This is a genomic window from Thermoleophilum album (assembly GCF_028867705.1).
GTDB lineage: Bacteria > Actinomycetota > Thermoleophilia > Solirubrobacterales > Thermoleophilaceae > Thermoleophilum.
In genome coordinates, this window is the sequence record NZ_CP066171.1 from 1996373 (window position 1) to 2009958 (window position 13586).

General features: G+C 70.3%; 12 protein-coding genes. 8 read left to right on the top strand and 4 right to left on the bottom strand.

The genetic code is table 11. The annotated features are described in order from the left end of the window. Positions 1-22 precede the first annotated feature (22 nt). The gene (locus JDY09_RS09330; RefSeq protein WP_274716658.1) at positions 23-4486 is read left to right on the top strand and encodes an Lhr family helicase; all 4464 of its coding nucleotides are present in this window, start codon (positions 23-25) and stop codon (positions 4484-4486) included. A gap of 26 nt (positions 4487-4512) precedes the next feature. Here the strand turns inward: JDY09_RS09330 and JDY09_RS09335 are convergent, their stop codons facing one another. Together JDY09_RS09335 and JDY09_RS09340 are read right to left on the bottom strand one after the other, a co-directional pair. Then, complete coding sequence (locus JDY09_RS09335; protein WP_274716659.1) at positions 4513-5322, bottom strand: ABC transporter permease; 810 nt, start codon at positions 5320-5322, stop codon at positions 4513-4515. 1 nt (position 5323) lies between these two features. Continuing rightward, positions 5324-6250 (bottom strand): ABC transporter ATP-binding protein, encoded by a 927-nt coding sequence (locus tag JDY09_RS09340; RefSeq protein ID WP_274716660.1) that lies wholly within the window; start codon positions 6248-6250, stop codon positions 5324-5326. Positions 6251-6350: 100 nt separating this feature from the next. On the opposite strand from JDY09_RS09340, the gene JDY09_RS09345 reads away from it, so the two are divergent. From JDY09_RS09345 to groL, 7 genes are all read left to right on the top strand, one after another. Then, the gene (locus JDY09_RS09345) at positions 6351-7322 is read left to right on the top strand and encodes an Fpg/Nei family DNA glycosylase (RefSeq protein ID WP_274716661.1); all 972 of its coding nucleotides are present in this window, start codon (positions 6351-6353) and stop codon (positions 7320-7322) included. Then, the gene (locus JDY09_RS09350) at positions 7319-8044 is read left to right on the top strand and encodes a glycerophosphodiester phosphodiesterase (protein ID WP_274716662.1); all 726 of its coding nucleotides are present in this window, start codon (positions 7319-7321) and stop codon (positions 8042-8044) included. The genes JDY09_RS09345 and JDY09_RS09350 overlap by 4 nt, the downstream gene beginning before the upstream one ends. Positions 8045-8106: 62 nt before the next feature. Beyond that, a complete protein-coding gene (locus JDY09_RS09355) occupies positions 8107-8820 on the top strand; it encodes a Crp/Fnr family transcriptional regulator (RefSeq protein ID WP_274716663.1) in 714 nt (237 codons plus the stop codon). Positions 8821-8889: 69 nt separating this feature from the next. Beyond that, positions 8890-9348, top strand: coding sequence for an NUDIX hydrolase (locus JDY09_RS09360; RefSeq protein WP_274716664.1), 459 nt, complete (start codon positions 8890-8892; stop codon positions 9346-9348). 10 nt (positions 9349-9358) lie between these two features. Beyond that, on the top strand, positions 9359-9757 hold the full coding sequence (locus tag JDY09_RS09365) for an ASCH domain-containing protein (protein WP_274716665.1): 399 nt from the start codon (positions 9359-9361) through the stop codon (positions 9755-9757). Between the two features lie 196 nt (positions 9758-9953). Beyond that, complete coding sequence (gene groES, locus JDY09_RS09370; RefSeq protein WP_274716666.1) at positions 9954-10247, top strand: co-chaperone GroES; 294 nt, start codon at positions 9954-9956, stop codon at positions 10245-10247. Between the two features lie 24 nt (positions 10248-10271). Then, a complete protein-coding gene (gene groL / locus JDY09_RS09375) occupies positions 10272-11903 on the top strand; it encodes a chaperonin GroEL (protein ID WP_274716667.1) in 1632 nt (543 codons plus the stop codon). A gap of 61 nt (positions 11904-11964) precedes the next feature. Here the strand turns inward: groL and msrA are convergent, their stop codons facing one another. Both msrA and JDY09_RS09385 read right to left on the bottom strand, forming a co-directional pair. After that, the gene (gene msrA, locus JDY09_RS09380; RefSeq protein WP_274716668.1) at positions 11965-12615 is read right to left on the bottom strand and encodes a peptide-methionine (S)-S-oxide reductase MsrA; all 651 of its coding nucleotides are present in this window, start codon (positions 12613-12615) and stop codon (positions 11965-11967) included. A 10-nt stretch (positions 12616-12625) separates the two neighbouring features. Continuing rightward, on the bottom strand, positions 12626-13579 hold the full coding sequence (locus JDY09_RS09385) for an NAD(P)H-binding protein (RefSeq protein ID WP_274716669.1): 954 nt from the start codon (positions 13577-13579) through the stop codon (positions 12626-12628). Positions 13580-13586 lie beyond the last annotated feature (7 nt).

The window sequence follows — 13586 nt, forward strand, 5'->3', positions numbered from 1 at the left end:
CCCCGGCTACCCTCGCCGGACGGTGGGCTCCGATCCCCTGGCAGTGCTGAGCGCTCCCGTCGCCGACTGGTTTCGCCAAGCGTTCGAGCGCCCGACACGCGCCCAGGAGCTCGCCTGGCCGGCGATTGCAGCGGGAGAGCACGTGCTGGTCTCGGCACCGACCGGGTCGGGCAAAACGCTGGCCGCCTTTCTTTGCGGCATCGACCGGCTAGTGCGCGAACTCGGCAGTGACGATCGAGCGCGCGCCGACGCCGACCCTCTCGCTGAGCAACGAGGCGAGGGCGTGCGCATCGTTTACGTCTCGCCGCTGAAAGCGCTCTCGTACGACGTCGAGCGAAACCTGCGCACACCGTTGCGCGGAATCGCAGCGCGACCGGGCGGCGAAGCGGCCGCGGCGATCCGCGTCGGCTTGCGGACCGGCGACACCCCGCAGCGCGAGCGGCGCGCGATGTTGCGACACCCGCCGCACATCCTGATCACCACCCCCGAGTCGCTGTATCTGATGTTGACCTCGCAGGCGCGCGAGCTGTTCGCGACCTGCGAGTGCGTGATCGTCGACGAGGTGCACGCTCTCGCCCCGAGCAAGCGCGGGGCGCACCTGGCGATCACGCTCGAACGTCTCGAGGCTGCGGCCGGCCGAGCGCTCCAACGCATCGGGCTGTCGGCGACGGCCTCGCCACTCGAGGAGGTCGGCCGCTTCCTAGTTGGCTCGGGACGCAGCTGCCGCGTGCTCGACGCCGGAGAAAAGCCGCGGCTCGATCTCGAGATCTGCGTACCGGTCGAGGACATGACCGATCCCGACAGCGGCGCCGAGCTCGCCCCCACCACCGACGGCGCCGGCATCCAGCGGTCGATCTGGCCGGCGATCTACCCGGCGCTGCTCGAGCTCGTCGAGCGCCACCGCTCGACGATCGTCTTCGTGAACAACCGCCGCGGCGCCGAGCGGCTCGCGATGCGCCTCAACGAGCTCGCCTCCGAACAAGCGGGCAAGCCGCTCGTGGTCGCTCGCGCCCACCACGGCTCGCTCTCCCGCGAGGAACGCAACAACGTTGAGGAGCTTTTGAAGGCGGGCGAGATCCCGTGCATCGTTGCCACCTCTTCGCTCGAACTCGGCATCGACATGGGGGCGGTCGACCTCGTGGTGCAGGTCGAGTCGCCCAAGTCCGTCGCCACCGGCCTTCAACGCGTTGGGCGGGCCGGTCACGGCGTGGGTGAGGTCTCGAAAGGGCGTGTGTTCCCGAAGTTCCGCGCCGACCTTCTGGAAGCAACGGTGGTGTCCCAGCGGATGCGCGAGGGTGCGATCGAACAGATCCGCGTTCCCCGCAATCCGCTCGACGTGCTCTGCCAGCAGATCGTCGCGATCGCCGCCAGCGAAGAAGAGGTGTCGGTAGCCGAGCTGCACGCGCTCGTTCGTCGCGCCTGGCCGTTCGCCGAGCTCTCGCGCGAGCTGCTGTGCGAGGTGCTCGACATGCTCGACGGGCGCTACCCCTCGGAACAGTTCGCCGAGCTGCGCCCGCGGATCGTCTGGGACCGCGTCGCCGACACGATCCGCCCTCGCAAAGGGGCCCGGCAACTGGCGACGGTCAACGCCGGGACGATTCCCGACCGTGGCCTTTACGGCGTGCACCTACCCGACGGGCGCCGTGTCGGCGAGCTCGACGAGGAGATGGCGTACGAAGCGCGCCCCGGTCAGACCTTTCTGCTCGGTGCGACCACCTGGCGAATCGAAGAGATCACCCACGATCGGGTGATCGTCACGCCGGCGCCCGGTCTGCCCGGGATAGTTCCCTTCTGGCGCGGCGAGGGCGCCGAGCGACCGAGCGAGCTGGGGCGTGCGATCGGCGAGTTCGTCCGCCAAGCGGCCGACGCCGATCCGGCCGCGCTCGCGCGCCGCTTCCACCTCGACGAGCGCGCGGCGCGCAACCTCGTCGCCTACTTGCGCGAGCAACGTGCTGCGACCGGCACCCTGCCGTCCGACCGCGCCGTGGTCGTCGAGCGCTTCCGGGACGAGATCGGCGACTGGCGGTTGTGCGTGCTCTCCCCCTGGGGCGGGCGCGTGCACGCAGCGTGGGCGCTAGCGATCTCGGCACGGGTGCGCGACGAGCTCGGCATCGAGTGCGACGCGATCTGGTCGGACGACGGCGTCGTACTGCACCTGCCCGACGCCGAAGAGCCGCCGCGCGGTGAGATCGCGCTCGTCGACCCCGACGCCCTTGAGGATCTCGTCGTCCGCGAGCTGCGCGGCTCGGCGCTGTTCGGCGCCCGCTTCCGCGAGAACGCCGCCCGCGCGCTGCTCCTGCCGAAAACGCGTCCGGGCCGGCGAACGCCGCTGTGGCAGCAGCGACTGAAAGCGCAGTCGCTGCTCGAAGTGGCGGGCCGCTATCCGCGCTTTCCGATCGTGCTCGAGACCTACCGCGAGTGCTTGCGCGACGTGCTCGACCTACCGGCACTGGAGAAACTGTTGCGCTCGATCGCAAGCGGCGAGGTGGCGTTCGTCGAGGTCGAAACCGATCGCGCTTCGCCGTTCGCGTCGTCGCTGCTTTTCGACTACGTCGCGACGTACATGTACGAGGGCGACACGCCCAACGCCGAACGGCGTGCCGCAGCCCTCGCTCTCGACCGCGATCTCTTGCGCGAGCTGCTCGGACAGGAGGAGCTGCGCGAGCTTCTCGACGCCGACGCTATCGCCGAGGTCGAAGCCGAGCTCCAGCACACGCACGAGCGCCGGCGCGCGGCCAACGCCGACGAGCTGATCGACGTGCTGCGCGCCGTCGGCGACCTGACCGCGAGCGAGATCGCGCTGCGCTGCGTGGGGGTCGTATCGCCCCGCGCGCTCCTTGCCGAGCTCGAGCGCAAACGGCGCATCGCTCGCGTGCGTATCGCCGGCGAAGAGCGGATCATCGCCGCCGACGAGGCAGGGCTCTACCGCGACGCCTTCGGCTGCGCGCCGCCAGCCGGGCTTCCCGAGCGCTTCCTCGCTGACGAGCCCGAAGCTCGGCTGCGGGTCGTACGGCGCTTCGCACGCACACGCGGTCCGTTCACGACCGAGCAGGCCAACGCCCGCTTCGGGGTCGACGTCACACCGGAGTTGCGCGAGCTCGAGCGCCGCGGCGAGCTCTTGCGCGGCGAGCTACGCCCTGCCGGCAGCGAGCGCGAGTGGTGCTGCCCCGAGGTGCTGCGCCGCTTGCGCCGGGCGTCGCTGGCGCGGCTGCGACGCGAGCTCGAGCCGGTCGAGCACGCGACCTACGCGCGCTTCTTGGCGAACTGGCAGGGCGCGACAGGCGCACCCACAGGCGGCGGTGTGGCAGCGCTGCGCGACCAACTGATCGCACTCCAGGCGCTGCCACTCGCCGTCGAGAGCTGGGAGCGCGATGTTTTTCCGCGCCGCCTCCGCGCCTACTCGCCGACCTGGCTCGACGAGCTTCTGGCGAGCGGCGAGGTGGTGTGGGTCGGCGCCGGGCGGCTCGGTCGCAGCGGCAGGGTGGCGTTCCTCTTTCGCGAGGACGCGCGCCTGCTCGGGCCGCTGCCCGGTGCGGGACCGCGGCCCGAGGGACCGGTGCACGACGCCCTGCGCGCAGCGCTCGCGCAGGGAGCGCGGTTCTGGTTCGAGATCGGGGAGGAACTGTCGGGCTTCGCGGCCGAGGAGCTCGAAGCCGCGCTGTGGGAACTCGTCTGGGCGGGCGAGGTCACGAACGACTCGTTCGCGCCGCTGCGCGCTGGCCGTGGTGCCGGCAGCGAACGGCGCGCCCAGGTGCGGCGCGGTACGCGCTTCGCACGTCGCCGGCGTGGTCCCGCGCCCCACCTCGTCGGCCGCTGGTCGCTGACCGCGCCGCTTTTCCGCAGCGCGCCGGCGTTCGGGCCCAGGATGCGCGCACTCGCCGAGCTGTTGCTCGAGCGCTACGGCGTCGTAACGCGCGAAACTGCACGCAGCGAGAGCGTGCCCGGCGGTTTCGCCGCCCTCTACGGCGAACTACAGAAGCTCGAAGTGCTCGGCATCGCCCAGCGCGGCTACTTCGTCGAAGGGCTCGGCGGCGTGCAGTTCGCACTGCCGAGCGCAGTCGACCGGCTGCGCTCACAGCGCGACGACCCCGAAGAGGCGCCGCTCGTCATCGCCGCTACCGATCCCGCCCAGCCCTACGGGTCGGTGCTGCCTTGGCCGCAGCGCGAGGACGGTCGCCGCCCGCAACGCGTGGCGGGCGCGTACGTCGTGCTCGACCACGGACAGCCGACTCTCTACGTCGAACGGGGCGGGCGCGCCCTTGTGACGCTGGCTGGCGAACCCTTCGGCGACGACGGCGCTCCAGCCCCCTGGCTCGTGCGCGCGCTGCAAGCGCTCGCACAAGCTGCGAGCGAGGGGCGGTGCGGGCGGCTGGCGCTCGAACGCATCGACGGTGAGCCCCTGGCGGGCTCGCCGCTCGAGGCGATGCTTGTCGAGCTCGGCTTCCGCCGGGGACCGAAGCGGCTCGTGGCGGGCGCCGGAACCTGACGGTTCGGACCGCCCGACGACACCGCTCAGCGCGCTGGCACCCAGCGGAAGCGCCGCGCTGCCACTACGACCGCCACGGCACCCCACGCGGTCACTACCGCCAGGTGGCCGAGCGGCAACTGCACGCCGTGCGCGCCCGGTTCGAACGGTCCGAGCAGCACCTCGAAGAGGTGCTCGAGAGGGAGAACCTCGCCGATCGTGCGCAGCCAGCCTGGCGCCTGCGAGGTGTCGAAAAAAAGGCCCGAGACGAAATACAGTGGCAGCGCTACGGCGTTGGCGATCGCCGGAGCCGAGTTCTCGTTGGGGATCGCCGTCGACAGGGCCAAGCCCATCGCGCTGAACGCGGCAGCACCGAAAACGACGCCGATCGCGACGGTGACGAGCGGCAGCCCGGGCACGGCGACGCCATAGAAGACCGCGCCGAACGCGATCACGGCGGCGACGATCATTACTGCGAGGGCGCACGCTGCCAAGACCTCGCCGAGCACGAACGCCACCGGCGGCAACGGCGTACCGCGCAAACGCTTGAGAAACCCGCGCTCGCGTCGCACCACGACGCTGATCGCGAGGTTCATGAACGTCGTCGACACGATCGCCAGCGCGGCGATCGCCGGCACGTAATAGGTGGCGAGGTCGATCCCGCGCGAGTCGATGCGAGCGTCGCCGAAGATCGCGCTAAACAGCACCAGAAAGATGAGCGGCAGCAGCACCGAGAAGAACACCGCCGGCGGGTTGCGGCGGAAAGAACGCAGCGCGAACCCCGCCTGTGCCACCACGAGCGGTAGCAGCGGTGGCAGCTGACGCTCGTCGGCGGCGCTGCTCGCGGGCGCGCGCACCTCACTCGCCTCCCTGCCGGCCCACGAGCTCCTCCTGACCTACGAGCTCGAGGTAGATCTCCTCGAGCGAGGGGCGACGGACGTCGAGGTCGACGAGCTCGATCCCTCGCTCCAGCGACCAGTCGATCAGCGTCTTCAGCGCCGGCCGTGGGTCGCGGACCGCGAGCTCGAAGCGGCCGCCGTCCCAGCGCCCGTCGAGCGGCGGCCGCGCTCCCGAATCGGTGGACGGCAGCCGAAACGAGATGCGGTAGCGCTCGCTCATCGCGGCGAGCTCGCGGGGCGTGCCTTCGGCGACGACACGGCCGGCGACGATCACCGCTACGCGGTCGGCGAGCTGCTCGGCTTCGTCGAGGTAGTGGGTTGTCAGAAAGACCGTGGTCCCGAGCTCGCGCAGACCGCGCACAAGCTCCCACGCCTCGCGGCGAGCGGCGGCGTCGAAGCCGGTGGTCGGTTCGTCGAGAAACAGAAGCTCCGGTCGGCCGACGAGAGCAACGGCGAAATCGAGCCGCCGCCGCTCGCCGCCCGACAGCGACCCGACACGGCGCGCGGCGAGCTCGGCTATGCCGCACCACTCGAGCAGCTCCTTGGCATCGGCAGGATTGGGGTAGTAGCGACCGAACATCGCCACGGTCTCGAGCGCCGTCAAGAACGGGTCGAGCGACGTCTCTTGCGAGACGATCCCGATCCGCGCCCGCCAGGCGCGATCGGCGCGCTGCGGGTCTTCGCCGAGCACGGCGACTTCGCCGCCGTCGCGAGCACGGTAGCCCTCGAGGATCTCAACAGTCGTCGTCTTGCCCGCGCCGTTGGGGCCGAGGAAGGCGAAAACCTCGCCGCGCCGGACCTCGAGATCGACGCCGCGCAGCGCTTGCACGGAGCCGTACGCGCGTTCGAGGCCACGCACAGCGATCACGGTTCCGGCCTCCGCCACGCGCGACAACCTAACGTGCATCGTGCTCGCACCGGCCTCGGCCGCCGAGATGCGCGGCCACAAGCAGCGGGGGCGGCGGTCGACTCCCTACCATCGGTCCATGCCCGAGGGCGACACGATCCGCCTTGCGGCTAGCCGTATCGCGCGCGTCTTGGCCGGTCGCGAGGTGGTCGACGCGCGCGCTCCGCGGGCGCGCGACCCCTCGCTGCGCTCGGTGCGCACGCTCGTCGGCCGTCGCTGCACCGGTGTGCACAGCCACGGTAAGCACCTGCTCGTCGAGTTCGAAGGCGGTCTCGTGCTGCACTCGCATCTGCGGATGAGCGGGAGCTGGGTGGTGACGGAGCGCGTCGCTGCTGACGCTGGCGCACGCACGGGGCCGAGCACAGGCCGGCGGCGAGAGACGACCAGCCGGTTGTGGCTCGAACTGCTCACCGACACGCACGCAGTGCGTCAGTACGGCGGTCCGGTGCTCGAGCTGCGCTCCAGCGCCGGTGCTGCGCTCGCGCTGGCGCGTGTCGGGCTCGGTCCCGACATCCTCGCCGCCGATTTCGACCTGGAGGCTGCGGTCGTAAGGCTGGCGGCGCTCGACCGTCGGCTCGCAATCGCCGACGCTTTGCTCGACCAGCGGGCGCTTTCAGGGATCGGCAACATCTGGCGGTCCGAGGCTTGCTTCGCTAGCGGGATCGATCCCTTCACACCGATCGGCGCATTGACACGCGATGACCTACGAACCCTCGTCGGCCGCGCGCGCGAGCTGATGCTCGCGGCTGTCGCGACCGGCAGTACCAGGCCCCGCCCGGTGCAGGTGTACGGCCGCGCTGGCCGTCCGTGCCGGGTGTGCGGAACGGCCATTTCCGCGCGCCGAAGCAGCGAGCAGGGACGCACGATCTACTGGTGTCCGCGCTGCCAGCGCCGCGACGCACGTCCCGCGTACGCAGCCACCGCCGGCGCTGAGCCCGTACCTGGCTACGCGCTCCACTCCGCCGCGCTCCCGACCGAAGGTGCCGCGACGGCAGACACGCGCGGAAGGAAACGCACCGAGCAGCCGACTTCATTGTCGAGAAGACGATGAGCACGGCGTTCAAACGGGTCGGGCACAAGGGTGCCGCCGCGCACGCAGCCCCCGGCAACACGATCGCGAGTTTCGAGGCGGCGCTCGCGCTCGGTGTCGACATGATCGAGTTCGACGTCCTTCGCGATCGACGTGGCCGTCTCGTCCTCGCCCACGACGCGCACGACCTGGCCGCTCGCGAGCCGCTGACGCTCGACGCCGCGCTCGACCACCTGGCCGACGCTCGCTACGCAGGGATCGAGCTCGACGTCGACCTCAAGTTGCCTGGCTATGAACGCGAGGTCTTGGCGGCTGTCCGCGAGCGGGGGTTGCTAGAGCGCACGCTCTTCTCGAGCACCTGGCCGGAGTCGTTGCGCGCGCTTGCCGCAGCGGCTCCGGGTGCGCGGCGCGGCCTCTCGGTACCGCGCGTGCGCCGCGACTACACGAAGACGGTGCTGGCAGTACCCGCCTACGCCGTGGTCCAGTGGTGGCGCCGCCGCCTGCCGGCGCGAGCGGCGCGTGCGCTCGCGGCGGGTCTCTGTCACGCCCTGATGGTGCACCGCCTGCTCGTCGGCCGACGCCTGGTCGAGAGCGTGCGAGCTGCGGGTGGTGAGCTGTACGTGTGGACTGTCGACAGCGCCGCCGAGATCGTCCGCTTCGCCGAGCTCGGAGTGGACGGCGTGATCACCAACGACCCGGCTCTTTTCGCGACACTCGCTCCCGCCGCCGAGCACGCCCCCTAGCGCGCAGCGACCGCTCGCACGGTCGCTAGGGTCGGGCTTCGAGCCGAGGGAGGAGCCACCTGGTGGAGCCGACGCGCAAATCGCTCACAGTCGCGCCCGAGGAGGCAGCGGAGCTCCTCCGCGGCACCTTCTACTTCGCGGCGCTCGACGAGGGACAGCTGCGCGAGCTCGCAGCGGTGGCCGTCCCGCGCAGCTGGGAGCGCGGCGAGGTGATTTTCCGCGAGGGCGACAGCGGCGACACCTGCTACGTCGTGCGTTCGGGTGCGGTGCTGCTCACCCGCCACCGTCACGGCCGCGCGCTGGCGATCGCCGAGCTGCGGCGCGGCCAGGTTTTCGGCGAACTCGCGCTGTTCCGTGGCGAGCGGCGCTCCGCGACCGCCGAGACGCTTGAGCCAACGACGGCGCTCGCCTTGCTCGCTGGCGACGTCGAGCGGCTGATCCGTGCCGATACGTCGATCGCGATGCGCATGCTCGCGGCGATGGCGGAGCGCGTCAGCGCCACCACCGATCGCCTCGTGCAGCAGTCTTTCCAGACCGTCCCCGGTCGCGTTGCGGCGACGCTGCTCGCGCAAGTGACTGCGCGGCAGCGAGAGGGCGCTCCCGACCGCGACGTCGAGGTGCTCGCCACGCAAGCCGAAATCGCCGGACTGGCCGGCACGACACGCGAAAGCGCCAGTCGCTTCCTGCAGTCGCTCGCCCGTGACGGCGTCGTAACGCTGCGGCGAGGGCGCGTGATCGTCCACACACCTGAGCGGCTGCGTGCCTACATCGCGTAAATGCCGTAGTAAGGATCCTGATCGTCGGGGCATCCCGGCAAGGCCCGTGGCCGATGGAAGCGAGCGACGATGACCCGCACCCACAGCGACTGCGATGAGTTCTCGGCCGGCGGTGTTGTCGTCCGCCACTTCCGCGGTCGACCTTTCATCTGTGCGGTCGAGCCGCGCGCCGGGGTCCTGGCCCTGCCCAAGGGCCACGTCGAGCCGGGCGAGACGCCACTCGAGGCGGCGGTGCGCGAGGTGCGCGAAGAAACGGGACTCAGCGTCGAGCCGCTCGAGGAGATCGGCGACACGCGCTACTGGTATACGCGCGGCGGGCGCAAGGTGTCGAAACGAGTCGTGTTTTTCCTCTGTCGCTACCGGTCGGGCGCGCTGCGCGACTACGACCGCAGCGAGGTCCTCGGTGCGCAGTGGCTACCGCTCGACGAGGCGCCCGAGCGTTTGTCCTATCCCGGCGAGCGCAAGATCGCCGCGCGCGCCCGCGAGTTGGTGGCACGGCAGTGGCCGCAGGAGCCGTGCGGGCGGTAGGCTGCCGCGCGTGTACGTGCTCAATTTCTACTCGCCGGTCTTCATCGACCAGCTGCGACGCGGGCGCAAGACGGCGACGATCCGGCTCGGCGATAAAAGCCAGAAGTACCGCAAGGGGACGGTCGTGATGGTGACGGTCGGCTACCAGCACTCCCCGCGCGAGCGGATCTTCGAGGCCGTGATCGACTCCGTCGAGGTCAAGCGCGTGCGCGACCTCTCGCCCCGGGATATTGAGCACGACAACCCCGAGTTCCGTCGCCTCGAGGAGACGGTTCACTTCCTCGAACAGATCTACGGGCGCAAGATCTCGCACGACGACATCGTCACAGTCGTGCGCTTCTCGCAGATCGTCGACCGCCCCTCGGAACTGACCGAGCGGATGCGGCCGTCGGCGCCGGCGCAGAACTAGCGCGGTAAACGAGCGGCGCCCGCGTGCACTTGCACGCACCCCGCCGCTTCTCGACCCCGGTGAAGGAACTGTTACCGGGGCCCCAATTTTTGCTGACGCTTGGCACTCTCCGTGTTAGAGTGCCGAGCGTGGCACTCATTCGTAGCGAGTGCCAGTAGTGCAGGCAGTCTTCGACAGCGGAACGGAGGTTCTGCCCATGAAGTTGAAGCCTCTCGGTGATCGGCTGATCGTGCGGCCGATCGAGGAGGAGGAGAAGACCCCGAGCGGCATCGTCCTTCCGGACACCGCCAAGGAGAAGCCGCAGCGCGGCAAGGTTCTTGCCGTCGGCGAGGGCCGCTGGGACGAGGACGGTGAGCGTCGCATCCCGCTCGACATCGCGGAGGGCGACGAGATCCTCTACTCCAAGTACGGCGGCACCGAGATCAAGGTCGACGGCGAGGAGCTCCTCGTGCTGCGGGAGTCGGACGTGCTCGCCAAGGTCGAGGGCTAACGACTTCCAAAGGAGGGGTTTCCGATGGCACACAAGGAGCTGAAGTTCGACCACGAGGCCCGGCAGGCCCTCGAGCAAGGCGTCGACACCGTCGCCAACGCTGTCAAGGTGACGCTCGGGCCGAAGGGACGCTACGTCGTCCTCGACAAGAAGTTCGGCTCGCCGACGATCACCAACGACGGTGTGACGATCGCGCGCGAGATCGAGGTCGAGGACCCGTTCGTAAACCAGGGTGCGCAGCTCGTGCGCGAGGTCGCCACCGCCACCAACGACGTCGCCGGCGACGGCACCACGACGGCGACCGTGCTTGCGCAGCGGATGGTCCGCGACGGCCTCAAGAACGTCGCCGCCGGCGCCAATCCGATCGCGCTAAAGCGCGGCATCGAGCGCGCCGTCGACCAGGTCGTCGAGCGCATCAAGGAGATGGCGACCGAGGTCGAGGGCAAGGAGCAGATCGCCCGCGTCGCGGCGATCTCGGCCGGTGACGACGAGATCGGCGACGTCATCGCCGACGCGATCGAGAAGGTCGGCAAGGACGGCGTCGTCAACGTCGAGGAGGGCCAGACCCTCGGCATGGACCTCGAGTTCACCGAGGGCATGCAGTTCGACAAGGGCTACATCTCGCCCTACTTCGTCACCGACCAGGACCGCATGGAGTGCGTCCTGGAGGAGCCCTACATCCTCATCGCTAACCAGAAGATCGGCGCGGTCCGCGACCTGCTCCCGGTGCTGGAGCAGGTGATCCAGGCGGGCAAGCCGCTCCTGGTGATCGCCGAGGATGTCGAGGGCGAGTCGCTGGCGACGCTCGTCGTCAACAAGCTCCGCGGCACCTTCCAGGCCTGCGCGGTGAAGGCGCCGGGCTTCGGTGATCGCCGCAAGCGGATGCTCGAGGACATCGCGATCCTCACCGGCGGCGAGGTGATCACCGAGGAGATGGGCCTCAAGCTCGAGAACACCCAGCTCTCGCAGCTTGGCCGGGCCCGCCGCGTGGTGGTCACCAAGGACACGACGACGATCGTCGACGGCGCTGGCGATCCGGAGCAGATCAAGGGTCGCATCAACCAGATCAAGACGGAGATCGAGAACACCGACTCCGACTTCGACCGCGAGAAGCTCCAGGAGCGGCTGGCGAAGCTCGCTGGTGGCGTGGCGGTCGTGAAGGTTGGTGCTGCCACCGAGACCGAGATGAAGGAGAAGAAGCACCGCGTCGAGGACGCGCTGCAGGCGACCCGCGCGGCGCTCGAAGAGGGCATCGTGCCCGGCGGCGGCGTTGCCCTTCTGCGCTCGCAGAAGGCGATTGACCTCGACAAGTTCGAGGGCGACGAGCGCACCGGTGCGCAGATCGTCTATCGGGCGCTCGAGGAGCCGCTGCGCCAGATCTCCGAGAACGCCGGGCTCGAGGGCTCGGTGGTGGTCAACGACGTCCGCGAGGCGGAGTCGAAGGGCGTCAACTACGGTCTCAACGCCGAGACCGGCGAGCTCGTCGACCTCGTCCAGGCGGGCGTGATCGACCCGGCGATGGTGACGCGCTCGGCGCTCCAGAACGCCGCCTCGATCGCCAAGAACATCCTCACCACCGAGGCGATCGTCGCCGAGATCCCGGAGAAGGAGCAGTCCGGGGCTGGCATGCCCGGCGGCGGCGGGATGGACTTCTAGTCCGCGCACCCACGCCTAGCGCTCTTCGCGGGCCCGGCCGCACGGCCGGGCCCGCTGCTTTTCAAGAAGCGGTCGGCGAAGGACAGCGGACACCGGTACCGCCGAGCCCGCAATACCCGCCGGGGTTCTTGGCCAGGTACTGCTGGTGGTAGTCCTCCGCGTAGTAGAAGGGCCCGGCCGGTGCTATCTCGGTCGTGATCGCCCCGTACCCCGCGGTCGCGAGCTCGCGCTGGTAGGCGTCGCGCGCGCTTTCGGCGAGGCGCCGCTGCTCGTCGGTCGTGTAGTAGATCACCGAGCGGTACTGCGTGCCGATGTCGTTGCCCTGGCGCATGCCCTGTGTCGGGTCGTGCCCTTCGAAGAACACGCGCAGCAACTCGCCGTAGGCGATGCGCGAGGGATCGAACACGACCAGCACGACCTCGGCGTGTCCGGTAAGGCCGCTGCACACCTCCTCGTAGGTGGGATTGGGCGTGTAGCCACCGGAGTAGCCGACAGCGGTCGTGTAAACGCCGGGGAGCTGCCAGAAAAGCCGCTCGGCGCCCCAAAAACAGCCCATACCGAACAGTGCGCGCTCGCACTGCTCGGGAAACGGCCCGCCGAGCGGCGTGCCGAGAACGGCGTGCACGCCCGGCCGGACGATCGCTTGCGAGCGACCGGGTAGCGCCTCCTCGGGCGCAGGAAGCACGAGCTTCTTGCGCGACAGCCAGAGCACTGTGCCGAGCTCAACTTAGCGCCAGGGCGACCGGCACCGGTTCGACCCCGAGCGCTCGGACAGCGACGTCGCCGCGAGCGCACACGCTCGGGCTGCGGAGAAGCTCGAGTTCGGCGAGGGTCGGCGCCTCGCCTCGCCCGAGCGCCTCGACCAGCGCGCCGGCGCGACGGACGAGCGACCAGGGCAGGGGGACGACCGGTCGCCGAACACCCTGCGCGCGAAGGATGGCGGCGAGGAGTTGCCGCTGGGTGAGGAGCTCCGGTCCACACAGCTCGAGCACCTCCACCCGGTCGCGGCCGTCGGTCCGCGGCCGGGCCGTCGGCGTGCGCCGCTCGCTCGACTCGCCTTTGCCGGCCGGCGCCGTCGCGCTAGGCCCGCTCGCGAGCACGATCCGCGCCAGGCAGGCAGCGACATCGTCGGACCAGATCGGGCGCGACGGCGCTCCGCCGCGCCCGGGAAGCGGAACGAAACCGAGCTCGTCAACGCACCATCGCAGCATCGCGCCGAGCCGGTCGTCGCGAGCGATGACCAGCGACGGTCGTACGATCGTCGCGTCGAGACCGGACGAGCGCACAATCCGCTCGGCAGCGGCGTGGGCGCGCAAGACACGCGCCGGCGCCCAAGGTTCGGCGCCGAGCCAGGAGCGGTAGACGAAACGCTCGACCCCGGCAGCACGCGCCGCGGCGACGAGACGAGCCGTACCGCCCACGATCACCTCTTCGATGGTCGCCTCGCGCTGGTCGCGGCGCGCGCAGGCGAGGTGCACGACCGTGTCGACGCCGCGCAACGCTCCGCGTGGCAAGCGCGGCTCGGCTAGGTCACCGAGCGAGAGCTGCACGCGCACGCGAAGGTCACCCAGCGCGCGTGCGTCGCGCACGAGGCAGCGCACGGGCGCGTCGTGCGCCACAAGCCGCGTTACGAGCGCGCGCCCGATCGCTCCCGTTGCGCCGGTGACGAGCAGCAAGCCCGCC

Excerpts from the sequence above, each read along its gene's own strand:
- JDY09_RS09345 (WP_274716661.1), top strand. The coding sequence starts at position 6,351 with ATGCCCGAGGGCGACACGATCCGCCTTGCGGCTAGCCGTATCGCGCGC.
- JDY09_RS09350 (WP_274716662.1), top strand. The coding sequence starts at position 7,319 with ATGAGCACGGCGTTCAAACGGGTCGGGCACAAGGGTGCCGCCGCGCAC.
- groL (WP_274716667.1), top strand. The coding sequence starts at position 10,272 with ATGGCACACAAGGAGCTGAAGTTCGACCACGAGGCCCGGCAGGCCCTC.
- JDY09_RS09360 (WP_274716664.1), top strand. The coding sequence starts at position 8,890 with ATGACCCGCACCCACAGCGACTGCGATGAGTTCTCGGCCGGCGGTGTT.
- groES (WP_274716666.1), top strand. The coding sequence starts at position 9,954 with ATGAAGTTGAAGCCTCTCGGTGATCGGCTGATCGTGCGGCCGATCGAG.